Source organism: Rhodococcus sp. NPDC056516 (genome assembly GCF_042794655.1).
In the GTDB taxonomy this organism is placed as follows: domain Bacteria; phylum Actinomycetota; class Actinomycetes; order Mycobacteriales; family Mycobacteriaceae; genus Rhodococcus_F.
In genome coordinates this window covers 365,051-388,673 of sequence record NZ_JBHTTG010000001.1, presented here as the reverse complement: position 1 = coordinate 388,673, position 23,623 = coordinate 365,051, and the positions used below count along the sequence as shown (strand labels likewise).

The following is a 23,623-nucleotide window of genomic DNA, read 5'->3' as shown; positions in this document are numbered from 1 at the left end:
GTGCCACAACTGCTTCGGTCCACGAGAAGAGAGCTCCACATGGTGCCACAACCCGTAGTCGACAACCCGACCACGACGCGACGCACGCACATCATCCGGACAGTTCTCGCTGTCCTCGTGATCGCACCACTGTCGATTGCGGCGTTCTACATGTGGGCACTGTGGGATCCGGGCGACACGGTCAACCGCTTGCCCGTCGCCATCGTCAACGCGGATGCGGGCACAGAACTCGACGGCACCAGTCTCCAAGCCGGAGACGAGGTTGTTGCCGCGCTCGTCAAGAGCGGTGACGTTGCATGGAAGGTCGTCTCGGAACAGGAAGCCGCCGACGGCGTCAACGACGGCACCTACTACTTCTCCGTGGTCATTCCGAAGACTTTCAGCGCGGATGTGGCCAGTGCCGCATCGGGTTCGGGCCGGAAAGCCGAGCTCGACGTCTTGTACAACGACTACAACAGTCTGGTCGCCGGCCCGGTCGGTGAAAGCATCATCGCTCAGGTGCGCTCGGCGGTCTCCGAGTCGATCGGTGAGCAGTCCATCGACCAGGTGCTGGTCGGGTTGGGTGAACTCGGAACAGGATTCGGCGAAGCCGCCGCAGGCGCGCAACAGCTTTCCGACGGGTCCTCCGAAGCGCTTGCCGGAACCAACGAGCTCTACGCCGGAAGCAAGGAACTCGCCACCGGTATGGGTGAAGCAAATCAGGGCGGCAAGGAGTTGGCCGCCGGAGCCGGCGAGCTGGCCGCTGGGGCAAACGAAGCTGCTGCGGGCTCGGGCGAGCTGAGCGCCGGACTCAACCAGTTGGTCGGGGGAACAGACGAACTCGGCGCTGGAGCTCGTCAGATCAGCGAAGTGGTCGACATGGTCACCACCCCGGTACTCGACCTTGCCGGGTCCTCCGACGCCGTCGTCGGTCAGATCGACGCCCTCACGTCGATGCTTCGGAACTCGACCGATCCGGTCGCCGCCGGACTCGTCGAAGCGCTCGGCGGACTGCGAGCCTCCCTGACCGCGCAACCGTCGGACGACGACGTGATCGGTCAGCTCGGTCAGCTTCGCGACGGTGCGCGGGAAATCTCGCGGCAACTCACTGATCCGAGCAGTGACTACCGCGGTGGCCTGCTCGCAGCGGCGGCAGGCGCAGGTGAACTCAACACCGGCCTGGGCCAACTGTCCGACGGCGCAGGCCAACTCGCTACCGGCGCGCAGGAACTCTCCACAGGCCTCGGCCAGCTGGACACCGGAAGTATTGCGCTCCGCGACGGTCTCGGTCAGCTCGCGGCCGGCGTCGGCGAGCTCGACGCGGGTAGCGCGGAACTGGCCACCGGTTTGTCCGACGGTGCCGCCCAGGTACCGCAATTCACGGACGACGAGCGCGCCACCACGGCCAATCTGCTCTCTTCCCCCGTTGCCGTCGACGCGCGAAACAACTATCCCGCAGCTGGATTCGGACCGGGAGCGGTCCCAGCCGTGATTTCGGTGGCATTGTTCCTGTGCGGAATTCTCACCTGGTTCGTCGTCCGCCCCCGACGCGGACGTTCGCTGAACTCGCATACGAGCGTGGTGCGTGAGGGGCTGCGCCGCTACCGCATTCCCGCCCTCGTCACCTTGGTCGCGGCGCTCGTGTTGTCGGTGGTGTCATTGACCGTGGCAAACGTCGAACCACCGAGTGTCCTCGCGATGATCGCGGTGATGATCCTGGTAGGTGCCGCCGCGGTCAGCTCGGGCAGGCTCTTCACCGTTGTGTTCGGAGCCGTCAACGGAACCTTCATCGCTTTGGGTGCCTTGATGATTCAGATCTTCGCCTTCGGCGCGGTATACCCCATCGAACAGATGCCGACGGTCCTGCAGTGGCTGCACGCTCTGATGCCACTGACGTGGGCGCGCAACGCCATGCGCATGGTCCTTGTCGGATACTACGGCCCGAAATTCTGGCTGGCAGCACTCGCTCTGGCCGCCTTGGTGATCGGAGCCGTGCTGTTCACCATCTGGTGGCGCCGCCGACAAGAACCGCCCACCGACGCCGACGACGACGCGCCAATCACCGAGGAGATCGTGTACCTCCAGCCGACGAAATCGTGAGACGGCGCAAACGTAAGTCGGATCAGCGAACGAGCGTCGTACGCATCAACATGACGTTGTAGTCGGCCCACGTGGTGGCAAGGAAGTACAGATCCGAGCCGCTGGACCACGGGTGGATGTATGCGGCGTAGATACCGGGAACCTCGACCAGATTGACCAATGTTTCCGGTGCCGTCCACGGACCAACCGGACTGGGAGCGGTTCGCATCACGATCGAACTGAACGCGTCGGCGTACATCGCGACGAACTTGCCGAGAAACTCGTTGTACTGAACGGAGACCTCACCGATGCGGCCGTCCATGACGGGTACGGCCGCAGCGGGATCGGCGCGGATCCAGCCACTTCCGTTCCAGTATTCGTAGGCGGAAAGATCGAGGATCGATCCCTCGGAGACGCGAGAAAGTCGAACCTCACCGGATCGTCCCGCGGGCGTTCCGTAGTTGTAGACGAACCCGCCGTCCTTCACCATCGAGCTCATCTGGAAGTTCTCACTACCGGCAACAGGACCGACACCAGCGGGAAGAACTCCACCGATGTTGGGGCGCAGCGTTTCCGGACGCGTGGTCCAGGTTTCGCCGTTGTCGGACGACGTGGCCATCTGTGAGTAATTGGTGCTCCACTGCCCAGCTTCGCCCCAGTTTCGCACCGACATGTAGCTCAGATACTGCACACCGTTCACGGCGATGCCGCTGGTGGGGATACTGGAAGCCTCGACGCCCGGAATCTTCAGACCGGAGATTATCTCGCGAGCCTGACCGGTGCCGTCCATCGGCGCACTGTCGATGCGCATCCCGTCAGCCAGTACCCGGTCCGAACTGCGGAAAAGCACATTGCTACGCCACTCGCCCACCAAACCGTCACAGGCGGGGTTGCGGCTGAGCCCGGTGGTGTCACCGAAAGCGGTCAGAATCTGACCGGCACCGTTGTCCCACATGATGCCGAGGTCGGTGCCCAGGACGTTGAAGCGATCAACCGTCTTGTTGGGACTATATGTCCCGGTGACCTTTTCGATGGCGGCAGTACGACCGGACAGTCCGGGCAACCCTCCGGTGTTGCCGTTGAGCCACGGCGCCGCATTGGCCGGCCCTCCGGTACTACCGACACCACTCACACCGACGCATCCCGGCGCCGCAGCGGCCGGCGATGCCACCGCCGTGACGGCAGCAGCTGCAAGCGCAGCGACCACCCCGAACACCCCCAACGATCTCCCCGCGCGAAACATGACTCCCCCAAGGCCGGGATTGTTGGTGTTGTTGTCGTAGTTCCCCCCGAACCTCGGACAATCTAGCAACTGCAGTCACAGATAACCCAATCAGACAAAAATGTGAAAAGGCCTGAAAGTCATAGCAGTTCAGACTTTCAGGCCTTTTCGGACAGCGGAGATCAGTCAGTGGGTCAGCGCGTTCCGCTCGCGCCGCCGTCGAGTGGGATCACCGTCCCGGTCACATAAGCCCCGGCACGCGAAGACAGGAAGATAGCAAGACCTGCGGCATCCTGCGGAGTTCCGACCCGGCCCAACGGGACCGAGTCCGCCACAGCCTTTGCACTCTGCTCGTCTTCGAGAAGGAAGGCCATCATTTTCGACGGAAACGGACCCGGCGCAATGGCGTTGACCGTGATCTGCTCCCCCGCAAGCGTTGCCGCCAACTTGCGCGTCAACATGTGCACCGCAGCCTTGCTGGCTCCGTACGAGAAGTTCTCCGAACCCGAAACCACGAGCCCGTCGATCGATCCGATATTGATCACGCGTGCTGGATCTTCCGCAGTGGCCGCAGAACGCAACTGTGGCAACAGCTTCTGAGTCAAGAGGAAGATCGCTTTGACGTTGATGTCGAAAATCTTGTCGAAGCCGGCGGCCGGAAAATCGTCGACGGGAGCTCCCCACGTGGCACCGGCGTTGTTGACCAGTACGTCGAGCGTCGGCGAAATCTCGGCGACCTTCGCAGCGAGGCTCTCGATCCCCTCGTCCGTGGACAGATCGGCCGGATGCGAAATGCAGGTGCCGAACTCCGAAAGCTCTCGCGCGGCTTCGTCACAGGCTTCGGCTTTTCGGGCCGAAATGACGACCGTCGCTCCGCCTTCGACAAATCCGCGAGCGATCATGTATCCGATGCCGCGTGATCCACCGGTGACCACAACGGTCTTGCCACTGACCTCGAACAGTCCCTCGATCAAGCTCATGCGACCTCGAAAAGCCCGGCAGCACCCATGCCGCCGCCGATGCACATGGTCACCACCACGAGCTTGGCTCCGCGCCGTTTTCCTTCAAGAAGAGCATGGCCGACCAGACGAGCACCCGTCATTCCGTACGGATGGCCGACGGAGATACCGCCGCCGTCGACGTTGTACTTCTCGGGATCGATCCCGAGCTTGTCGCGGCAGTACAGGGCCTGAGAGGCGAAGGCCTCGTTGAGTTCCCAGAGATCGATGTCGTCGACCTTCAGTCCGTGAAGATCCAGCAGACGCGGAATCGCGAACACCGGTCCGATGCCCATCTCGTCGGGAGCACAACCCGCGACAGCCATCCCACGGTAGATACCGAGAGGAGCCAACCCGCGGCGTTCCGCCTCGCCCGCCTCCATCAGCACCGAAGCGGAGGCACCGTCCGAGAGCTGAGACGAGTTACCCGCAGTGATGGAGGAATGCGCACTGACAGTCCCGTCGGCCAGAACCGGTCGCAGACTCGACAGCCCTTCCAACGTGGTGGAAGCGCGGTTGCCTTCGTCCAGGGTCAGCGTCACGGACTCGCTGCGAATCTCACCCGTCTCCTTGTCCTGCACCTGCTTGATCGAGGGCAGCGGGACGATTTCGAGATCGAACCGACCTGCGTTCTGAGCTGCTGCGGTCCGCTGCTGCGAGACGAGCGCGAACTCGTCCTGCTGCTCGCGGCTCACTCCGTAGCGCTCGGCGACGATCTCGGCCGTGTGCAGCATCGGCATGTAGATCGACGGCTTGTTTTCCTTCAGCCACGGATCAGCCGCGCGGAAGTTGTTCATGTGATCGTTCTGGACCAACGAGATCGATTCGACTCCGCCGCCGACCGCGATCTGCATTCCGTCGTCCACGATCTGCTTTGCTGCGGTCGCGATGGCCATGAGACCGGACGAGCACTGACGGTCGATCGTCATTCCGGAAACCGAATCCGGAAGCCCGGCCCGCAGCACCGCTTGCCGTGCGACGTTGCCGCCGGAAGATCCCTGCTGCAGCGCAGCGCCGAGGATGACGTCCTCGACCTCGCCGCCCTCGAGGCCCGCGCGCTGAACTGCATTCGAAATGGCATGTGCAGCAAGCTCTTGAGCCTGAGTGTTGTTGAACGCGCCGCGGTAAGCCTTACCGATCGGGGTACGGGCGGTGGAAACGATGACAGCTTGCCTCATCGGGGAAACCTTTCGTCGAACACGAAGTGCTGTGCGCCTTTATTAACCGCCGGGGGTTAATAAAGGCGCACAGCAAAGAGTCAGGGCTGGAACACGACGCGACCGACAGTGGTGCCGTCGCCGAGGCGACCGATACCGTCGGCAACGTCCGTCAACGACAACCGCTCGCTGATCAGTGGTTTGACCAAGCCGGCGTCGGCGAGCCTGGTGAGCTCGACGTGGCAATCGTCGATGGCCTGCTGGTTGTAGGCCTTGTACAGCCCCCAGTGCAGACCGATGATCGAATAGTTCTTGATGAGAGCATGATTGAGAGCCGGCTGCGGGATCGTGCCACCGGCGAAGCCGATGATGACGATCCGTCCCTCGAAGGCGATGCACTTGGTGGACTTCGCGTAGGCATCGCCGCCGACCGGATCGAAGACCACGTCGGCGCCCTTGCCGCCGGTGAACTCCTTGACCGCTGCCACGAAGTCCTCGCTGTGACGGTCGACGACGAGGTCAGCACCTAGCTTGCGTGCGTACTCCGCCTTGTCCGGGCCGCCGACAACACCGATCACCTTGGCGCCTGCCGCCTTGCCGAGTTGCACTGCAGCGCTACCCACTCCACCCGCTGCGGCGTGCACCAACAAGGTTTCGCCCTCGAGCAGTTGAGTACGACGATGCAGAGCGAACCACGCTGTCTGATAGCCGATACTCAGAGCGGAGGCTTCTGCGTCGTCGAGAGCCGACGGCGCCGGGAACGTGTTGTTCTGATCCAGCACCGAGTACTCGGCGAATCCGCCAGACGGCAGACTCGGGTTACCGATCACACGGTCACCCACTGCGAACTTGGTCACCGATTCACCGACCGAGACCACTTCACCGCACAGTTCGACGCCGGGGGTGAAGGGCAGCGGCGGCTTGATCTGGTACTCACCCCGGCACATGAGGACGTCGGGGAAGTTGGCCGGAGCCGCCAGCACCTTGACCAACATCTCCGTCGCATTCGGGGTGGGATCCGCGGTCTCCTCCAACGCGAGCACATCGCGGGGTTCACCGAGTTCGTGTACGCGCCAAGCCTTCACAGCAATTCTCCAGACAGATAGTGGGTGAGATTCAGGACGAGATCGGGAGGTCGACCAACTCGGCGAGACGCGCCCGATGCTGATACGCGGTTCCCAGCGACAACTGATCGCTCTTCGCCCGTTTGAGGTACAGGTGCGCCGGATACTCCCACGTCATTCCGATTCCACCGTGGAGTTGGACGCATTCCTCGGCAGCATGAACCGCGACGCCGCTGCAGAATGCCTGGGCCACCGTCGCTGCGATCGCCGCATCTTCGTCGCCGCGTGCATAGGTGTCCGCCGCATATCGTGCTGCCGCTCCCGAAGAACTGACTTCGAGCCAGAGATCGGCGAGGCGGTGCTTGATCGCCTGGTAGGAACCGATCGCGCGGCCGAACTGCTTGCGCTCCTTCACATATGCGAGCGTTGTTTCGAGGCACCACTGAGCCACGGCGAACTGTTCGGATGCCAGCAGTGCGCTTCCGCAGAGCAACGATTCCTCAATCGCCTGAGCCGCATTGCCGTTGTCGGCCCGCACCGACGGCGCCCCCGAGAACTCGACGTCCGCCAAGCGGCGCGTCATGTCCAGGGACAGAACCGGCGTGACGGTGGCGTCGGCGATCCGAACGGTGTGCAGTTCCACACCGCTGTCACCGGCAACCGGAACAACCAGAACATCGGACTCGGCGACGCCGGCAACCGTCGTGACGCTGCCGACGAGTCCGCCAGCCGTTGCCTTGACAGTGGGGGTGAAAGTTCCTGGTGCAGTGGACAACGGGACGACCAGAGCAGCTGTCGAATCCCCCGCGGCCAATTGACCGAGCACCTCGGTCTCGCCGGCTTTCAACAACGCCGTCGTCGCCAGCACAGCGCTGGTGAAGAACGGAACGGGGGCGACCGCACGCCCGATCTCCTCCATCACGACTGCCGCCTCACGCGTGGACGCACCTGCCCCGCCCAACTCCTCGGGTACCAGCAGTCCCGCCAAACCGAGTTCCGACGCCAGTGACTTCCACAGTCCGGTGAAGTCGGCGGACACGTCGTCGTAGGCCGTGACCACGGTCTCGGCGCCCGCCCGCTCACTCAGCAGTCGCCTGACGCTGGCACGCAGATCTTGTTCGGTCTCGGAGTACAGCAGATCGGCGCTCATCGGGGTAGGTCCTTCCAGGCGATGTCCTTGTCGACGCGATGCTCGGGCGGCAACCCGAGGACGCGTTCTGCGATGACGTTGCGCAGGATCTCCGACGTTCCGCCCTCGATCGAATTGCCCTTGGCTCGTAGGTATCGGTATCCGGGTTCACGGCCGGTGAAGTCGACGGAATCCGGTCGACGCAGCGTCCAGTCGTCGTAGCGCAGACCGGCTTCGCCGTGCAGTTCGAGGTCGAAACCCGAAATCTGCTGGGCCAAACCGGCAAACGCGAGCTTCATTCCCGAGCCTTCGGGGCCGGGCTGTCCGGCAGCGAGCTGCTGGCGAAGTCGCTCCCCGGTCAAACGCGCGACCTCCGATTCGGTCCAGAGCCGCATCAACTCGTCGTGCATCGCCGGGTTTCGCAGCTCGGGCTCGTCGCGCCAGGCCTGCGCAACCTTTCCGATCATGCCGCCCTCACGCGGTGCGCCCGAACCGATGGCAACACGCTCGTTGTTCAGGGTGGTGGTCGCAACCTTCCATCCCTGACCTTCGGCTCCGAGGCGATTGGCGTCCGGAATCCTGACGTCCGTGAGGAACACCTCGTTGAATTCGGCCTCGCCGGTGATCTGGCGCAGCGGACGGACGTCGACGCCCGGGTCGGTCATGTCGCAGATGAAGTAGCTCAGACCCGCATGCTTGGAGCGCGACGGATCAGTCCTGGCCACCAGAATCGCCAGCTGCGCGTTCTGCGCACCCGACGTCCATACCTTCTGTCCGTTGACTATCCAGTCGTCGCCGTCGCGGACAGCGCGGGTAGCGACGGCCGCGAGGTCCGAACCTGCGCCGGGTTCACTGAACAGCTGGCAGTAGACCGTCTCCGCAGTCCACAACGGGCGCAGGAACTTCTGTTTCTGCTCCTCGGTACCGAAGGCGGCGATGGTCGGTGCCGCCATGCCCAGGCCGATTCCGTTCTTGCCGGTGGCCGGGCCGGGTGCACCGGCGGCCTCCAGCTGGGCGTTCACCTGACGCTGAAAGCTCTGCGGTACACCGAGTCCCCCATGACCTTCGGGGAAGTGAACCCACGCCAGCCCGGCGTCGAATCGTGCGCCGAGAAAATCCGATACCGACACACTGCTCGGATCGTTCTCCGCGAGAAGCGTGTTCACCTTGTCGGTGAGGTCACGCGATACTGCCTCTTCGTCGAAAGCCATGCCCATTCCTTCGTTTCGAGCGGTGAGCGGACGGTCAGTCCTTGGGTCCACCGGCAACGTAGACGACCTGACCGGAAACAAAGCCTGCGCCTTCGCTGACGAAGAACGACGCGGTGTGCGCGATGTCCTCGGGCTGTCCGACGCGGTTGACCGGAATCTGCGAAGCGGCAGCGGTCTTGAAGTCCTCGAAGCCGACTCCCATGCGTTCGGCCGTTGCGGCGGTCATCTCGGTTTCGATGAATCCGGGGGCGATAGCGTTCGCGGTGACGCCGAACTTGCCCAGCTCGAAGGCCAATGTCTTGGTGAAGCCCTGCATGCCGGCCTTGGCTGCGGAGTAGTTGACCTGTCCGCGGTTGCCGAGAGCCGACGTGCTCGAGAGGTTGACGATGCGGCCGAACTTCGCTTCCACCATGTACTTCTGCACCGCACGCGACATGAGGAACGCTCCGCGCAGGTGGACGTTCATCACCGAATCCCACTCGGCAACACTCATCTTGAACAGAAGGTTGTCGCGAGTGATGCCGGCGTTGTTGATCAGTACGGTGGGTGCACCCAGTTCTGCTGCAACACGATCCACCGCTGCGGCGACCGAAGCCTCGTCGGAGACGTCAGCGCCGACGGCCAGCGCCTGGCCGCCTGCAGCCTTGATTGCGTCGACGGTTCCGGCACACGCCTCTTCGTCGAGGTCGAGCACGGCGACGGCAAAGCCGTCTTCCGACAGTCGCTTCGCCACTGCCGCGCCGATTCCGCGTGCTGCACCCGTGACAATTGCGGTTCTACGTTCCTGGCTCACTGGCCCTCCATACTTTCGTGATTCGACGGACACCGGACGATCTCGTCAGATCCCGGCCTGATCTGCAATTTCCCTGGCTTTGGCGACCAAGGCGTCAATACGTTCCACGGTGGGAGTTCCGCTCTCGGCGGCATTCTGCGGTTCGTCGCGGGCACGACGCATCACGCCTTCGGCGATCACCGCAATCTTCCACAGTCCCAGGGTGTGCCAGAACTTCAGCGCAGCTGGATCCCGCCCGGTGGCCTCGAGATAGATCCGGGAGATCTCCTCTCGCGAGGGGAATCCGGGGAGTGCCGACGCCGGGAAGTCGCCGCCCGTGTTCTCCCCCGCTGCCGGCCAGTACGCCAACAAGCTTCCGACATCTGCCAACGGATCACCGAGAGTGCAGAGTTCCCAGTCGAGGGCCGCGACAACTTCGCCGTTCTGAGCGGAGGTGATCACATTGCGCAAATGAAAGTCGCCGTGCACCAACGTGGTTTCGGTATGAGCCGGCTGAGCTGAAATCAAACGTCGCGTGAGATCGTCCAGATCGGGGCATTCCCGCGTCTTCGACTGTTCCCACTGCCCACCCCATCGCTTCAGCTGCCGTGCAGCGTAGGGCTTGTGGCTTGCCAAGTCGTCGAGGCCCGCCTGCTTCAGATCCACGGCGTGAATCTTCGCCAGCGTCTGAGCCAGCGAGATTCCGATTGCCCGACGACGATCTTCCGACAACGCCTCCGCGAGAGGCATCCGGTCGACCACTTCGCCGTCCACGAATTCCATGAGTAGCAGCGGAACTTCGGTGACGGCAGGATCCTCGGTCAACCCGAATACTCGCGGCGAAGGCACGTCGGTGGATTCGAGAGCGCTCAGGATTCGAGCTTCGCGCGCCACGTCGTGTGCCGAGGCCAGAAGGTGGCCCAGCGGCGGACGTCGTAGCACCCAGCGATGGCCGACCTGATCGCGAACCAGGTATGTGAGGTTGGACTGCCCCAAGCCGATTCGATCGAAGGACAACGGCCCGGAAAAGTCGATCCCCAGGCCTGCGATCCACCCCGTGACCGCTTCGGTGTCGAGTCCCACTACTCCGACGCTAGCCACCTACCGACGCTCCTTGCCGGAACGGGAGTGCGTCACCCAACAACTGTCCGCCGTCGATGGTCATGATCTCGCCGGTGATCCACTGGGCTGCATCCGAAACCAGGAAGGCAATGGCAGCGGCCACGTCCTCGGGTTCACCGATGCGCCCGAGAGCAGTCGACGCGGACACCGCTTCTTCGTGTTCTTTCCACAGAGCTTCGGCGAGTTTGGTTCTCACCACTCCCGGCGCAACGGCGTTGACACGAATCTTCGGCGACAACTCGAGTGCCAACTGCTTGGTGATGTGGATCAGAGCAGCCTTCGACGCGTTGTACGTACCGATTCCCGCCTCGAACGCCATGCCGCCGATCGAGGCGGTGTTGACCACGGAACCACCGTGCTCGCCCATCCAGGCCCGCGCTGCCAGGCCGGTCCACAGGACTGGAGCCCACACGTTGACGTCGAAGGTCTTGGCGAAGCGCGAGTGATCCTGGTTGATGATCGGCCCGAACGACGGGTTGGTGCCCGCGTTGTTCACCAAGATGTCGAGGCTGCCGAAACGCTCGATGGTCTGCTCGACGCACTTGCGGGCAGCATCCTCGTCCGTCGCGTGAGCGCCGACGCCGATCGCGTTGCCTTTCACCTGTGCGGCAGCCGCATCTGCGGATTCCTGTGAGCGCGAAGTCAGTACGACGTTTCCGCCCGCCGCCGCAATCGCCTGCGCGGTGGCGAGGCCGATGCCCCGCGATGCGCCGGTGACGATTGCCGTCTTACCGGTGAGATCCAGTCCTGCCATGTCAGTTCGCCTTGACTTCGCGGTACTTGCGCAGTTCCTGCTTGGCGATGGCGCGCTTGTGCACCTCGTCCGGGCCGTCAGCCAGGCGAAGGGTGCGCATGTGGGCGTAAGCCATCGCGAGCGGGAAGTCGTCCGTGACACCGCCGCCGCCGTGAACCTGGATTGCGCGGTCGATGATCTTGAGCGCGATGTTCGGCGCCGCGACCTTGATGGCCGCAATCTCGGTGCGCGCTTCCTTGTTGCCCACCGTGTCCATCATGTGTGCGGCCTTGAGCGTGAGGAGTCGAACCATCTCGATGTCGATACGAGCCTCGGCGATCCAGTCCTGGATGTTGGCGTTGTCACTGACGGGCTTTCCGAAGGTGATGCGGGTGGATGCGCGCTTGCACATCAGTTCCAGTGCGCGCTCGGCCATTCCGATTGCACGCATGCAGTGGTGGATGCGGCCGGGGCCGAGGCGGGCCTGGCTGATCGCGAATCCTTCACCCTCACCGGCGAGAATGTCCTTGGCCGGGACGCGCACGTCCTCGAAAGTGATCTCGCCGTGTCCTTCGCGGTCCTGGTAGCCGAAAACCGGCAGGTTGCGCAGGATCGTGACGCCGGGAGCATCGATCGGCACGACCATCATCGACTGCTGACGGTGGGTGGCGGCATTGAAGTCGGTCTTGCCCATGACGATCAGAACCTTGCAGTTCTGGTGCAAGGCGTTGGAAGCGAACCACTTACGGCCGTTCAGCACGTACTCGTCGCCGTCACGGTCCATACGGAGTTGGATGTTGGTGGCGTCGGAGCTGGCAACCTCGGGCTCGGTCATCGCGAAGGCGGAACGGATTTCGCCTTCGAGAAGCGGCTTGAGGTACTTCTCCTTGTGCTCGTCGGTGCCGAAGAGCGTGAGCACCTCCATGTTTCCCGTGTCCGGAGCGGCGCAGTTGGTGGCCTCGGAGGCCAGGTGGCTGCGGCCCATGATCTCTGCGAGCGGTGCGTATTCCAGGTTGGTCAGGCCGGGGCCCCATTCGGGATGGGGATGGAAGAGGTTCCACAGCCCGCGGGCCTTGGCTTCCTTCTTCAAGTCGTCGATGATCGGCGGCTGGAAGTGCGGGTTACCGGACTCACGCATCTGCTCTTCGTAGACCGCTTCGGCCGGGTAAACGTGCTTGTCCATGAAATCGAGCAGTTCGGCCTGGTACTTCTTGGTGCGATCCGAGAACTCAAACACTGACATGTGAACTCCTGACAGAGAGGGAAGGAAAATTGGGGGCTCGATGTTCGAGATGGCTGTTGACGCCCTCGACGACATCCGGGCCGTGAAATGCGTTCAGCATCAGCGATTCCGCACGCCTGGCGGAATCGGTGAAGGTCGAGTGCGCGTCGGCACTCATCTGAGATTTGATGACGGAGAGAGATGTCGGTGAGCAGTTGGCCGCGATGTCCTCGGCATAAGCAATCGCTGCATCCAGAACGTCACCGCCGCTGACCAGGTGGTCGATCAAACCGATGCGGTACGCCTCGTCGGCATCGACCATTCGGCTGGAAAGCAGAAGATCGACTGCGCGGCTGTGACCGACCAAGCGGGGCAACATCCACGAGATGCCATACTCCGCAATCAGGCCTCGACGCGCGAACGCGGTAGTGAATCGTGTTGCGCTCGAGCCGAAACGAACGTCGCAGTACAGGGCCTCGACCATACCGAGGCCGGCAGCCACGCCGTTGACGGCAGCGATCAGCGGCTTACGGATGGTGGTCGGGAAATCGCGGTCTCGCGGTCGGACCAGATCACTTTCGGAGACTTTGCCGACGTTCTTCAGATTGCCGAGGTCGGCCCCCGAGCAGAATCCGCGGCCGGAGCCGGTGACGACAATTGCTCGGACACCGGGATCTTCGTCTGCTGCGGCCAACAGTCCGTAGTACTGGTCTTCGAGTTCGTTGGTCCACGCGTTGAGGACACGGGGCCGATTGAATGTCAGGATCAGCACCGCTCCTCTCTGCTCGGAGAGGACAAGTTCCTCGGTCATCGCGTTCCCGCGAGCAGCGAAGCCTGGTACCGGCGCATCCCGCGCAGCCAACGGACGTAGTCGGCGCCCTTCTGCCGGTACATGTCCAGCACGTTCTTGTGCGGAAGGATGAGGAATTCCTCGGCATCTACTGCAGCCAGCACGATTTCGGCGCACTCAGCAGGCTCGAGGACGTTGCCTGCCGCCAGCACGGCTCCGGTTGCGGCCTTTCCGACCGGATCTCCGGAGTTCTCGCCCTCGTAGAGAAGCTTGGTATTGACGCCCATCGGACACAGGCAACTGACACGAACGCCCTGATCTCCGTAGGTGATCGAGAGCCACTCGGCAAAGGCGACCGCAGCATGCTTGGTCACCGAGTACGCGGCGGATCCGACCTGACTGAGCAAGCCGGCTGCAGAGGCCGTGCTGATGAAGTAGCCCTCTCCTCGCTCGGTCCACCCGGGGACGAGGAGCCTGGCAGCGCGAATGTGGGCGCGGACGTTGACGTCGATCGTCGTGTCCCAGACGTCCTCGCTGATGTCGAGACCCATGCCTCCGGTGACGCCGGCATTGGCAAAGTAGAGGTCGACCGGGCCGAATTCCTTTTCCGCCTGCGCGATCAGGCCCGCAATGACCGCCTCGTCGGAGACGTCGCCACCAGCAGACACGGCTGCTCCGGGATGCTCCGCGTTGATCGCCTCGGCCACCGCTGACGCTGCCGCTCCGTCGAGGTCGGCTACTACGACGCGAGCGCCCTCGGCAGCCAGTCGCTCGGCCAGTGCACCGCCGATTCCCCCGCCGCCACCGGTGACAATTGCTACCTTCTGGGCAACCTTCATGAGCGATTCCTCTCGCTTGCGTCATACCTACGCGCTGACAGTGATCCACGTCTCCCCTCATGTATAGTTGAATCCGGCGTCAGTTTCAACCGTCGGATCGCGACGGCTACCCGAACGGCCCGTTCCGTCCTCCTGAACTGCGAGTAAAGGGATCAACGATGACTGAAAATCAATTGCCCGTCCGCCCGTCCACCTTCGCCGAGCTCGAGAAGCTCATCGGCCAGGAGCTGGGCCCGACGGAGTGGTACGACATCACTCAGGAGCGCATCAACGCGTTCGCCGAAGCCACGAACGATCATCAGTGGATCCACGTCGACCCGGAACGCGCCGCATCGAGCCCGCTCGGCAGCACCATCGCGCACGGACTCTTCAGTCTCTCGCTCGGCCCACAGTTCTCCTACCAACTCATCCACTTCGACGGCTTCGCCCACAGCCTCAATTACGGCTACGACAAGGTGCGCTTCCCCGCTCCGGTCCCGGTGGGATCGCGGGTCCGCATGCGCGCAACCGTCGTGTCCGCGGAGCAGTTGCCCGGCGGAATCCAGGTGAAGATGAGCCAGGTGGTCGAGCGCGAAGGTTCCGACAAGCCCGTCGTCGTCGCAGAATCCGTCGCCCGCGTCGTCGAAAAGAGCTGAACCGAAAGAGCTGAACCGAGACCCGGTACGCCCCGGCCGCTCGAACATCGATGCGGCCGGGACGACCTGTCATGTCAGGATCGGTCAGGGAACTTGAGAGCGTTCGCCCACAGGTCGGTCACCGTGGCGACAATCTGATCGAACTCCGGCGAACGCCCGTCCACCTCACCCTCACGGAGAGTGAACAGACTGTAGGCGAGCCGACTCACCATGCCGGACAGAGCAATTGACGACGTCATCGGATCCAGCGTCGTGTCCGCGATGCCGCGGGACTGCAGATCGGCGATTCCGCGGGCGTTACGGCGAATGAACGCATTGGCGCGCTCGCTGCGGAACTTCCGGAACTCCGGGTCGATGTGGGCAACCTGCTCCATGAGACCCATCAATTTTGCATTGCGTTGATATGCGGCCAGATACGCCCGATTGCTCGCCTCGAGCACGGCGTAGGGATCGTCTGCGCCGGCAACTCGCCCCATGCCCGGGTGCATCATGTCGTCTCGCGCGACCTCGAGGACGGCGGCGAACACCTCTTCCTTGTTCGCGAAGTACGTGTAAAACGATCCCGTCGCACAACCGGCTTCTTTGGCGATGTCGATGAGGCGGGCGTCGAGATAGCCACTGCGCTCGAAAACCGTACGGGCAGCGGCCACTAATGCTGCGCGTGTGCGAGTTCCCCGCTCGGTAGTGGGGCGATCTCGGAGCAGCGCGGGCGGAGCCACCGGTAAGGCGGCAATTCGCGATTCGTCGTCGAGCACAGTGCGCTCCTCATCTTTCCGAGTCATCGTTCGGGGCCGGCATCATTTCCGGGACAACCCCACATTTTCGGGACAATCCCACCAGACTCGATGTTGACGCCGGATTCAAGTGTACGCTCTGGTGAGACCCAGGACACACAATCGGTCGATTCCTCCCGAAAGGCAGAACCATGGTTAGCGTTCTCGACCCGGTGACCCGTCACGCGGAAGCCACTCCGGACAATATTGCGATTCGCGGCACGGACAATCACTGGACTTACCGACAGCTCCACGACGCGTCTGTGGCGTTCGCCGGCCGCATTCGCGACGAAGGGTTGAGCGTCGGCGACCGTGTTCTGCTCGCGGCGCCGTCGGTGCCGGAATTCATCGTGGCGTACATGGGGATTCAGGCCGCAGGTTGTGTCGTGGTACCGATCAACACGATGTCGGCGCAACCCGAAGTCGAGTACGTTCTGGACGACGCGGAGATTTCCCTGGCCATCGCCTGGCATCAGCTCGGCCCCGCAGTCCAGGACGCAGGAAGTGCGCGCGGCGTCCCGGTGTGGACGCTCACCGAAGAATCGGCGAAGGCCGACCATGCACCGGCAACCGTGGTCGACCGCGACGCAGCAGACACCACGGCCATTCTCTACACCTCCGGCACCACCGGACGCCCGAAGGGTGCTCAGCTGACGGTCGGGAATTTGTTGTCCGCCGGTGAGATCGGCGCCGAGAGCAGCCGCGGAAACCCCGCGGACCGCACCGGAACCGGACTGCCACTCTTCCACATCTTCGGCCAGGGTTCGGTCATGATGGCAACCTTCACCGGCGGCGGATCACTGTCCCTGCTCGCCCGGTTCGATCCCGCCGCCATGCTCGATCTGGTGCGTCGAGACAAGCTCACCATCATGGCCGGCGTCCCCACCATGTGGAATGCCATGCTGCACGCCGCCGCGGACGTGGACAGCTCCGACTTCGAACAACTGCGGATCGCGATCTCCGGCGGCGCATCACTTCCCGGTGAAGTGGCACGCGCCTTCGAAGCACGTTTCAACTGCACGATCCTCGAGGGCTACGGCCTGACCGAGACGAGCGCGTTCGGAACTTTCAACAGTATCGACCGCGTTGCAAAGATCGGTTACACCGGCCGCGCCGTTCCGCGCACCGAGGTCGAGGTCCGTGATCACGACGGAAATGTCTGCGAGGCAGGCACAGTGGGCGAGGTGTTCATCAAGGGACCGACGGTCATGAAGGGATACTGGAAGCGTCCCGACGACACTGCCGCCGTTCTGTCCGCCGACGGATGGTTCCGCACCGGAGACCTCGGTGAGACCGATACCGACGGTGACCTTCGCATCGTCGACCGCGTCAAGGACCTCATCATCCGTGGTGGATACAACGTCTATCCGGGCGAGGTCGAAGAGGTGCTCTACCAGCATCCCGACATCATCGAAGCCGCGGTGATCGGCATCCCTGACGACTACTACGGCGAGGAGGTTGCGGCAGTGGTGGCCGTGCGCCCAGGCTCCGACCTCGAAGCCGATTCCGTCACCTCGTGGGCTCGGGAACGTCTGTCCGCCTACAAGATTCCCAGGGTCGTCCAGTTCATCGACGCACTCCCCAAGGGTTCCACGGGAAAGATCCTCAAGCGATCGATCGACCGGTCCGAACTCCTCGCCCAGAAGCAGAACTGAAAACACAGGTGAGCCCCGGCGAGATTCGCCGGGGCTCACCTGTCCATGCGCTCAGAGAGCCCTGTCCATGCGCTCAGAGAGCGTCGAAGTACTCGATCTGCGGGGCACCAGCCAGGAAGGGTGCCATCGCCTTTCCGGCAGCCTGGAAATGCTCGGACGTTCCGTGCGCCTTGATGGCAGCGCCGTCCTGATACAGCTCCATGAACTTGTAGGAGTTCGTGTCCGTCTTCGAGCGGATCAGTTGATACAGAACCGTTCCGGGCTCTTCCGTGCGCACCTTTTCGGCGAGTTCGGCGACTACGGCTTCGAACTGCTCGCCGCTTCCGTCCTTGACGGTGATATCCGCGATGACAGCAATCATTCATTCCTCCAAAGTTGTTCCAGCAGTATTCGAGTATTACCGAGCAACCTACAGTTTCACTGCGTGGGCAGTAGTCCGAACGTCGATTCCAATTGCCTGCGAGTACTTTCCGCGTCGGTGTGGAGAATGCCCGCAATCCCCAAACGGGCCGCTCCGTCGAGGTTTTGTTGCAGATCGTCGATCATCACGGCGTCTTCGGGCGCGACACCTAGGCGCTCGCACGCGATGGTGTAGATCTGACGAGAGGGCTTGCGAATCCCGACTTCCGACGAGATCACCACCTCGTCAGCCAGGTCTTCGAGGATAAATCCCGCATAACAATCACGCCCGAAAGCGTTGGACACGAGCGCAACAGGGTGGCCCGCCTCCCGCACGTCTGCGAGCAGACGCACCATCTCCTCATCCCGAATCAGCCCGGCCTGCATCCGGTCGACCAACCCCACGCTGTCGACGACGGCGCCGTGCGCACGTAGACGTTCCCCGAATCCGGACTCGAATGCTTCCTGGTCGATCTTTCCTGATTCATGATCGGCGAGCAGCCTCTTCGAGACGTCGTCGCGGGAGAGCAGGGTCAACGGAAGTCGCGGGTCACCGCCAAGCGAGGCTCCGAAGTCCGCGAAGGCCTGCAGAACACTGGAGGTGAGAACTCCACCGAAATCGACGAGCACTGCCGTACGCGTGAGTGTCATTACTCCATCAGACACCAAATATGAACTCGGCGTCAACATCAATTTTGATGCAGCGAGAACTGTAAAGTGTTGATCCACAACCGGTTGACCGTATCGAGCAGACCGTCGAAGGTCACTCCGGCGGCGCCGTCCGCGCCACCGCGGGACACGAAGTAACCGAACGCAAGTCGACTGATCATTCCGGAGAGCGCGCGAGAGGTCAGCAGCGGATCCAGGTTCGCGTCCGCCAGACCGGCTTTCTGCAGCTTCTCGATGCTGCGGGCGTTGCGACGTACAAACGCGTCAGCGCGCTCGAGGCGGAGAACCCGGAACTCCGGATCGATACTTGCGACTTGCTCGAGCAGCCCCATCAGCTTCGCGTTCCGTCGATACGCCTCGAGGTACGCGCGGTTACTCGCTGCGATGACCTCAGCCGGATCCGCGCCTTCCGGTGTGTGCGGCATGCCCGGATGCATCATGTCTTCGCGCGCCAACTCCATCAGTGCCGCAAAGATCTCTTCCTTGCTTGCGAAGTAGGTGTAGAAGGTGCCGGCCGAGCACTGCGCTTCCACCGTGATGTCGATCAGACGCGAGTCCAGATAACCGGTCCGTTCGAAGACCGTGCGAGCCGCATCGATCAACGCTCGACGCGTACGCAAACCACGCTGAGTGGAGGGAAGTTCCCGTGACACTGTCGACGAAGCAACTTCGGAGCCTGTGCGCGCTGCAGCCATGCTCCAGTTATACGTCAGACGCCCGCTACCGGTGACCGGTAACGGGCGTCTGTTCGAGACCGAAGGTGTTACTTGGCGTAGAGGTGCGCGCCGGGAATTGCGTTCGGATCGTCCCGAACTTCCTTCGGGTTGGTCTCTTTCAGCACCCAGGCACTGAAGAAGGTCACCAAGCCCATGAGTGCTACGAACACGGCAACCCACGTCGTGGTTCCGGTCTTCGCGATAAGTGCTGTCATGATGAACGGAGTGCCGCCGCTGACCGTGATCGCAGCCAACTGGTACGCCAGCGATGCGGCCGAGTAACGCACGTTGGGCGCGAACAGCTCACCCATGTACGCCGCGATCGGCCCGTAGGTCATCGACTGGAACACACTGCCGACCGTGACTGCGATGAAGAACAGCGGCAGGGACTTGGTGTTGATCAACCAGAAGTACGGGAAGGCCCACACCACGATCGCCGCAGCGCCGATCAAGATCATCGGACGACGCCCGATCTTGTCGGACATCTTCCCGGACCACAGCACCACTCCGACGGTCAGCAACGCACTCAGAAGCGAGATGATGAGCAGCGAGTTCCGCTTCAACCCCAGTTCGGTTGTGCCGTAGCTGAGCACGCCGGCGATGCTGATGTAGAACAGCGCATTGGTGGCAGCGAGCAGTCCGCAGCCGAGCAGGATCTTGCGCCAGTGATCCTTGAGCGCCTGAGCCAACGGAGCCTGAACGACGACGTCCTTTTGATTCTTCTTTGCGTCTTCCTGCAGCTCGAGGAATTCCGGCGTGTCCTCGACCTTCGTCTGGATGTACAGAACAACGGGGAAGAGCAGCGCGCTGGCGAAGAACGGAACCCGCCAACCCCAACTCAGGAACGCGTCGTTGGAAATGGTCGCGGTCGCGACGAGGAAGACCAGGTTGCCCAGGACAACACCGAAGGAGACACCCATCTGACCGAAAGTGCCTGAGAAACCACGCTTCTTGGGACTCGCGGATTCGGTGAGAAGAAGGACGATTCCACCCCACTGCCCACCGCAGGCAAGACCCTGGATGAATCGCAGCGTCACAAGAAGGATCGGAGCGACGACGCCGATCGCCGATGCACTCGGAATCGCGCCGATCAGGAAGGTTGCGACAGCCATCAGCAGCAGGCAGGTGACCACTGCGGGCTTGCGTCCGTACTTGTCACCGTAATGCCCAGCGACCAACCCGCCGATGGGACGAGCTACGAACCCGGCCCAGAACGTACTGAACGAGAGCAGTGTGCCCATCAGCGCGGATGAATCGGGAAAGAACACATGCGGAAAGACCAGTGCTGCAGCCGTTCCGTACAAGAAGAAGTCGTACCACTCGATGGAACTGCCGAGCAGTCCCGCACCTAGAAGTTTGCGGTGCGCTCGCTTCTTCTTTCGGTCCTGATCGGACAGGCCCCCTGCCTGCGTGCTCGAATCCACTGCCGATCTCGTCATGGGTTACTCCTCGATGGGTCGGACGCTCGTCGCGCCGGGAGTTGAGAAGTCGAATCGGAGCCAGAAGTAGAAACTGACACCAACTTCAACTCTGTGGCGTTGCGATCAGTCTGCGATACAAAAAGAGTGATGTCAATCACTGAAATACATTGCCGCATAGGGGACTTAATCCCCTATTGATTTCCGACAGCCAACACGACGAATGGCCGACTCACCTTGACGGCGGCCGGCAATTCGTTTGTCAGGTAGATCTAGTTCGGAACCCTCAGCTCGCGACGAAGAATCTTGCCGCTCACCGTTTTCGGTAAGTCATCCATGATCTCGACGATGCGCGGATACTTGTATGCTGCAAGCTTTTCCTTGCAGAACTCGACCAGATCCTCGGTGGTCGCCTCGGCCCCGTCTTTGAATGACACGAAGGCCTTCACAGTTTCGCCGCGATACGGGTCCATGACACCGACGACGGCTGCTTCCCGCACGGCAGGGTGTTCGTAGAGAACATCTTCCACTTCGCGCGGCCACACTTTGAAGCCCGAGGCATTGATCTGATCTTTCATCCGGTCGACGATGTAGAACCAGCCGTCGCCGTCCATGAATCCGATGTCGCCGGTGTGAAAACGCCCGCCCGGCATGGCATGTGCGGTTTCCTCCGGCTTGTTCCAGTAACCGAGTGCGACCTGTGGACCGGAGACCACGATCTCGCCGTACTCACCGATCTGTACCGGCTTGTCGTTCTCGTCCACGACCTCCGCGTACGTATTCGATACCGGCACACCGACGGCGACCGCTCCCGACGCCGGATCCACCGGCGCTTCACGAGAATTCGGTACCACGATTGCCGGGCTGTTCGTCTCGGTCAGCCCGTAACCGTTGTGAATGTAGTGACCGAACTTCGATCGGAACGCTTCCAACGCCGCGTGCGGAATCGGCGCGCCACCCGAGTACACCGACTCGAGAGTGCTCAGCGATTCCTTCGAGACTGCGGCGCTGTCCGTCCACGCGATGAACACGGTGATTGCACCGATGATCGCGGTGGCCCGATGCTCCGAAATCGATTCCGCTGCAACGATGGGATGGAATCGGCAGGTCAGAATCGTGGGCGCGCCGGCCAGGAGTGGAGCCGCGACGTGCCCGATCAATCCGGTGATATGGAACAGTGGCGCCACCGCGAACATCGCGCCGCCTGGCCGCAGTCCCAACCAGTCCCGATAGATCTGTGCCGCGAACACGACATTCGCGTGCGTGTTCATCGAACCTTTCGGCGGGCCGGTTGTTCCCGACGTATAGGGAAGGTAGGCGAGGTCTTCCGGGCCGAGCTCGACCCGCCCGGGCGTCTGTCCTCGATGAGCCTCGATCAATTCCAGTAGGTCCGGAAATCCCTCGTGGCGAATCCTGGATGCCGAACTGAAGATCCGCTCGTCGTCGCGCGACTGAAAATCCAGTTCGGACGTAGTGATGACCCGTCGTACTTCGGTGCCCGCAGACGCAGTCGCAACCGTCTGGGCCGAAGACTCCAGGCAGATGACCGCTACCGCGCCGCTGTCGATGAGAACGGTGGACAGTTCACGGTCCCGGTACATCGGATTGACCGGAACGACGACGGCGCCGAGTTTCCACACCGCGACCGTGGCGATCACGAACTGCGGAACATTCTGCAGGACAAAGGAAACTCTGTCTGCGAACCCGATTCCGTCCTCAGCTAGGGCTACTGCAAGTGCGTCCGACATCTCGTCGAGTTCGGCAAAGCTGACAGACCTGTCGAAGTATCGGATGATCGGGGCGTTGCGATCGCGTTCCAGCGCTGCACGAAACATCTCGAGGGCGTTGACGTGCTTGATGTCTACGTTCGGCGGAGTGTCAGCGTCGTAGTTGGCGAGCCAGGGCTTGCTCTCGTACACGTTGGTCATAGCTCAGCTCTCGAAGTACCGACGCGGGTTGTCGACCAGCATCGCCTTGACCTGGTCTTCAGTGACACCGCGTTCGAGCAGTGCGGGAATGACGTCATCACTGATGTGGGTATAGTTCCAGTTCGGGAGTGCCACTTCTCTTGCAGCGCTGGGGAAGTAGTCGATGAAACACGACGCGTCATGTGCCAGAACCATCTTCTCCGCGTAACCGCGACGGGCCATCTCCACCACGGTGTTGACACGATCCTCGAACGACAGGAACGGTTCGAGCCCGAAACGGTCCATCCCCAGTAGCGAACCGGCATCGGCGAGAGCGCACAGGTAGTCGAGATCGGTGGTGTCGCCGGAGTGACCGATGACCACCTTGGTCAGATCCGCGCCCTCTTCGGCCAGAACCTTCTGCGCGACCAACCCGGATTCAGTGTGCGGATTGGTGTGCACGGTGATCGGCACTCCCGTTTCTACCTGCGACTGTCCGACCGCGCGCATGACCCGCTCGACGCCGGGGGTGAGGCCCGGCTCTTCGATGGCGCACTTCAGGAAGGAGGCTCGGACACCGGTTCCGGCGATTCCTTCCCTGATGTCCTTGACGAACAGTTCGACCATCGGCTCGGGTCCGTCGAACAGCAATCCCGGTCCGGTGTAATGGAATTGGAAGGGAATGTCGTTGTAGGTGTAGATGCCGGTAGCGACGATGATGTTGAGATCGACCTGCTCGTTGATCCGGGCGATACGCGGGATGTACCGGCCGAGGCCGATCACTGTGGGATCGACGATCGTGCTGATTCCGCGGGACTTCACCTCGGTCAGCTTTGCTACTGCGTCCGCTACCCGTACTTCCTCGTCCCAGGGTTCGGGGTAGTCGGGATAGTTCTGACGCATCTCCTCACCCAGAACGAAGACATGCTCGTGCATCAACACCTTTCCCAGATCGGCTGTGTCCACCGGCCCACGAACGGTTTGTACTGAACTCATCGATCGAACCCCTGACTGTGATCGCCATCACTAACATGAGACAATGAGCTAGTGTGTCTCACGTCGCCTGGTTCGTCAATAGGCTCGATCCACCCGAAACCCACCTCTGTTCGACCGCCGAAATTGTGCAGTACCGGA

At 62.3% G+C, this 23,623-nt stretch carries 22 protein-coding genes; 3 read left to right on the top strand and 19 right to left on the bottom strand.

Annotated features, from left to right (window positions below):
- Positions 1-39 precede the first annotated feature (39 nt).
- Entirely contained in the window at positions 40-2,079 is a 2,040-nt protein-coding gene (locus tag ACFQ6Y_RS01760) for a YhgE/Pip family protein (RefSeq protein WP_378628271.1), read from the top strand.
- A gap of 22 nt (positions 2,080-2,101) precedes the next feature.
- On the opposite strand, the gene ACFQ6Y_RS01755 is transcribed toward ACFQ6Y_RS01760, so the two are convergent.
- The 12 genes from ACFQ6Y_RS01755 to ACFQ6Y_RS01700 all read right to left on the bottom strand — a co-directional run bounded on the left by ACFQ6Y_RS01755 (position 2,102) and on the right by ACFQ6Y_RS01700 (position 14,317).
- Positions 2,102-3,301 carry a DUF4185 domain-containing protein gene (locus tag ACFQ6Y_RS01755; protein ID WP_378628268.1) on the bottom strand — a complete coding sequence of 400 codons (1,200 nt, stop codon included), beginning with the start codon at positions 3,299-3,301 and terminating at the stop codon, positions 2,102-2,104.
- Positions 3,302-3,474: 173 nt separating this feature from the next.
- Positions 3,475-4,260: a RhlG family 3-oxoacyl-ACP reductase gene (locus ACFQ6Y_RS01750; protein ID WP_378628266.1), complete on the bottom strand. Its 786-nt coding sequence runs from the start codon at positions 4,258-4,260 to the stop codon at positions 3,475-3,477.
- Positions 4,257-5,456 (bottom strand): acetyl-CoA C-acyltransferase, encoded by a 1,200-nt coding sequence (locus tag ACFQ6Y_RS01745; RefSeq protein ID WP_378628263.1) that lies wholly within the window; start codon positions 5,454-5,456, stop codon positions 4,257-4,259. The genes ACFQ6Y_RS01750 and ACFQ6Y_RS01745 overlap by 4 nt, the downstream gene beginning before the upstream one ends.
- Before the next feature lie 80 nt (positions 5,457-5,536).
- Positions 5,537-6,520 (bottom strand): NADPH:quinone oxidoreductase family protein, encoded by a 984-nt coding sequence (locus tag ACFQ6Y_RS01740; protein WP_378628260.1) that lies wholly within the window; start codon positions 6,518-6,520, stop codon positions 5,537-5,539.
- A 31-nt stretch (positions 6,521-6,551) separates the two neighbouring features.
- A complete protein-coding gene (locus tag ACFQ6Y_RS01735; RefSeq protein WP_378628255.1) occupies positions 6,552-7,649 on the bottom strand; it encodes an acyl-CoA dehydrogenase family protein in 1,098 nt (365 codons plus the stop codon).
- Positions 7,646-8,839: an acyl-CoA dehydrogenase family protein gene (locus ACFQ6Y_RS01730; RefSeq protein WP_378541994.1), complete on the bottom strand. Its 1,194-nt coding sequence runs from the start codon at positions 8,837-8,839 to the stop codon at positions 7,646-7,648. Before ACFQ6Y_RS01730 ends, ACFQ6Y_RS01735 begins: the two co-directional genes overlap by 4 nt.
- Positions 8,840-8,873: 34 nt before the next feature.
- The gene (gene fabG, locus ACFQ6Y_RS01725; RefSeq protein ID WP_378530880.1) at positions 8,874-9,632 is read right to left on the bottom strand and encodes a 3-oxoacyl-ACP reductase FabG; all 759 of its coding nucleotides are present in this window, start codon (positions 9,630-9,632) and stop codon (positions 8,874-8,876) included.
- Between the two features lie 45 nt (positions 9,633-9,677).
- Positions 9,678-10,712 (bottom strand): phosphotransferase family protein, encoded by a 1,035-nt coding sequence (locus tag ACFQ6Y_RS01720; protein WP_378628246.1) that lies wholly within the window; start codon positions 10,710-10,712, stop codon positions 9,678-9,680.
- Positions 10,705-11,487 (bottom strand): SDR family oxidoreductase, encoded by a 783-nt coding sequence (locus ACFQ6Y_RS01715; RefSeq protein ID WP_378628244.1) that lies wholly within the window; start codon positions 11,485-11,487, stop codon positions 10,705-10,707. Before ACFQ6Y_RS01715 ends, ACFQ6Y_RS01720 begins: the two co-directional genes overlap by 8 nt.
- A gap of 1 nt (position 11,488) precedes the next feature.
- On the bottom strand, positions 11,489-12,709 hold the full coding sequence (locus tag ACFQ6Y_RS01710; protein WP_019745701.1) for an acyl-CoA dehydrogenase family protein: 1,221 nt from the start codon (positions 12,707-12,709) through the stop codon (positions 11,489-11,491).
- Positions 12,696-13,499, bottom strand: a complete 804-nt coding sequence (locus ACFQ6Y_RS01705; RefSeq protein ID WP_378628233.1) for an enoyl-CoA hydratase-related protein — start codon at positions 13,497-13,499, stop codon at positions 12,696-12,698. The genes ACFQ6Y_RS01710 and ACFQ6Y_RS01705 overlap by 14 nt, the downstream gene beginning before the upstream one ends.
- Positions 13,496-14,317: an SDR family oxidoreductase gene (locus ACFQ6Y_RS01700; RefSeq protein WP_378628229.1), complete on the bottom strand. Its 822-nt coding sequence runs from the start codon at positions 14,315-14,317 to the stop codon at positions 13,496-13,498. Before ACFQ6Y_RS01700 ends, ACFQ6Y_RS01705 begins: the two co-directional genes overlap by 4 nt.
- Positions 14,318-14,475: 158 nt before the next feature.
- On the opposite strand from ACFQ6Y_RS01700, the gene ACFQ6Y_RS01695 reads away from it, so the two are divergent.
- Positions 14,476-14,952: a MaoC family dehydratase gene (locus ACFQ6Y_RS01695; protein ID WP_003942878.1), complete on the top strand. Its 477-nt coding sequence runs from the start codon at positions 14,476-14,478 to the stop codon at positions 14,950-14,952.
- A gap of 74 nt (positions 14,953-15,026) precedes the next feature.
- Here the strand turns inward: ACFQ6Y_RS01695 and ACFQ6Y_RS01690 are convergent, their stop codons facing one another.
- Positions 15,027-15,734, bottom strand: a complete 708-nt coding sequence (locus ACFQ6Y_RS01690) for a TetR/AcrR family transcriptional regulator (protein ID WP_378530871.1) — start codon at positions 15,732-15,734, stop codon at positions 15,027-15,029.
- A gap of 143 nt (positions 15,735-15,877) precedes the next feature.
- Between ACFQ6Y_RS01690 and ACFQ6Y_RS01685 the strand changes: the two genes are divergently transcribed.
- On the top strand, positions 15,878-17,380 hold the full coding sequence (locus ACFQ6Y_RS01685) for an AMP-binding protein (protein ID WP_378628226.1): 1,503 nt from the start codon (positions 15,878-15,880) through the stop codon (positions 17,378-17,380).
- A gap of 73 nt (positions 17,381-17,453) precedes the next feature.
- Here the strand turns inward: ACFQ6Y_RS01685 and ACFQ6Y_RS01680 are convergent, their stop codons facing one another.
- From ACFQ6Y_RS01680 to ACFQ6Y_RS01655, 6 genes are all read right to left on the bottom strand, one after another.
- Complete coding sequence (locus ACFQ6Y_RS01680; RefSeq protein WP_230817338.1) at positions 17,454-17,741, bottom strand: putative quinol monooxygenase; 288 nt, start codon at positions 17,739-17,741, stop codon at positions 17,454-17,456.
- 56 nt (positions 17,742-17,797) lie between these two features.
- Positions 17,798-18,430, bottom strand: coding sequence for an HAD family hydrolase (locus ACFQ6Y_RS01675; protein WP_378628222.1), 633 nt, complete (start codon positions 18,428-18,430; stop codon positions 17,798-17,800).
- Positions 18,431-18,468: 38 nt separating this feature from the next.
- Positions 18,469-19,143 carry a TetR/AcrR family transcriptional regulator gene (locus ACFQ6Y_RS01670; RefSeq protein ID WP_378628219.1) on the bottom strand — a complete coding sequence of 225 codons (675 nt, stop codon included), beginning with the start codon at positions 19,141-19,143 and terminating at the stop codon, positions 18,469-18,471.
- 68 nt (positions 19,144-19,211) lie between these two features.
- The gene (locus tag ACFQ6Y_RS01665; protein ID WP_378447437.1) at positions 19,212-20,603 is read right to left on the bottom strand and encodes an MFS transporter; all 1,392 of its coding nucleotides are present in this window, start codon (positions 20,601-20,603) and stop codon (positions 19,212-19,214) included.
- A gap of 251 nt (positions 20,604-20,854) precedes the next feature.
- A complete protein-coding gene (locus tag ACFQ6Y_RS01660; RefSeq protein ID WP_378628216.1) occupies positions 20,855-22,510 on the bottom strand; it encodes an AMP-binding protein in 1,656 nt (551 codons plus the stop codon).
- Between the two features lie 3 nt (positions 22,511-22,513).
- Positions 22,514-23,485: a phosphotriesterase gene (locus tag ACFQ6Y_RS01655; RefSeq protein ID WP_378628212.1), complete on the bottom strand. Its 972-nt coding sequence runs from the start codon at positions 23,483-23,485 to the stop codon at positions 22,514-22,516.
- Positions 23,486-23,623: the final 138 nt, after the last annotated feature.

What these genes read in the sequence shown, in the direction of transcription:
- ACFQ6Y_RS01730 (WP_378541994.1), bottom strand. Translation starts at nt 8,839, where the DNA reads ATGGCTTTCGACGAAGAGGCAGTATCGCGTGACCTCACCGACAAGGTG.
- ACFQ6Y_RS01710 (WP_019745701.1), bottom strand. Translation starts at nt 12,709, where the DNA reads ATGTCAGTGTTTGAGTTCTCGGATCGCACCAAGAAGTACCAGGCCGAA.
- ACFQ6Y_RS01680 (WP_230817338.1), bottom strand. Translation starts at nt 17,741, where the DNA reads ATGATTGCTGTCATCGCGGATATCACCGTCAAGGACGGAAGCGGCGAG.
- ACFQ6Y_RS01715 (WP_378628244.1), bottom strand. Translation starts at nt 11,487, where the DNA reads ATGGCAGGACTGGATCTCACCGGTAAGACGGCAATCGTCACCGGCGCA.
- ACFQ6Y_RS01690 (WP_378530871.1), bottom strand. Translation starts at nt 15,734, where the DNA reads ATGACTCGGAAAGATGAGGAGCGCACTGTGCTCGACGACGAATCGCGA.
- ACFQ6Y_RS01760 (WP_378628271.1), top strand. Translation starts at nt 40, where the DNA reads ATGGTGCCACAACCCGTAGTCGACAACCCGACCACGACGCGACGCACG.
- ACFQ6Y_RS01750 (WP_378628266.1), bottom strand. Translation starts at nt 4,260, where the DNA reads ATGAGCTTGATCGAGGGACTGTTCGAGGTCAGTGGCAAGACCGTTGTG.
- ACFQ6Y_RS01735 (WP_378628255.1), bottom strand. Translation starts at nt 7,649, where the DNA reads ATGAGCGCCGATCTGCTGTACTCCGAGACCGAACAAGATCTGCGTGCC.
- ACFQ6Y_RS01655 (WP_378628212.1), bottom strand. Translation starts at nt 23,485, where the DNA reads ATGAGTTCAGTACAAACCGTTCGTGGGCCGGTGGACACAGCCGATCTG.
- ACFQ6Y_RS01685 (WP_378628226.1), top strand. Translation starts at nt 15,878, where the DNA reads ATGGTTAGCGTTCTCGACCCGGTGACCCGTCACGCGGAAGCCACTCCG.
- ACFQ6Y_RS01660 (WP_378628216.1), bottom strand. Translation starts at nt 22,510, where the DNA reads ATGACCAACGTGTACGAGAGCAAGCCCTGGCTCGCCAACTACGACGCT.
- ACFQ6Y_RS01745 (WP_378628263.1), bottom strand. Translation starts at nt 5,456, where the DNA reads ATGAGGCAAGCTGTCATCGTTTCCACCGCCCGTACCCCGATCGGTAAG.
- ACFQ6Y_RS01665 (WP_378447437.1), bottom strand. Translation starts at nt 20,603, where the DNA reads ATGACGAGATCGGCAGTGGATTCGAGCACGCAGGCAGGGGGCCTGTCC.
- ACFQ6Y_RS01695 (WP_003942878.1), top strand. Translation starts at nt 14,476, where the DNA reads ATGACTGAAAATCAATTGCCCGTCCGCCCGTCCACCTTCGCCGAGCTC.
- ACFQ6Y_RS01755 (WP_378628268.1), bottom strand. Translation starts at nt 3,301, where the DNA reads ATGTTTCGCGCGGGGAGATCGTTGGGGGTGTTCGGGGTGGTCGCTGCG.
- ACFQ6Y_RS01670 (WP_378628219.1), bottom strand. Translation starts at nt 19,143, where the DNA reads ATGGCTGCAGCGCGCACAGGCTCCGAAGTTGCTTCGTCGACAGTGTCA.
- ACFQ6Y_RS01700 (WP_378628229.1), bottom strand. Translation starts at nt 14,317, where the DNA reads ATGAAGGTTGCCCAGAAGGTAGCAATTGTCACCGGTGGCGGCGGGGGA.
- ACFQ6Y_RS01675 (WP_378628222.1), bottom strand. Translation starts at nt 18,430, where the DNA reads ATGACACTCACGCGTACGGCAGTGCTCGTCGATTTCGGTGGAGTTCTC.
- ACFQ6Y_RS01705 (WP_378628233.1), bottom strand. Translation starts at nt 13,499, where the DNA reads ATGACCGAGGAACTTGTCCTCTCCGAGCAGAGAGGAGCGGTGCTGATC.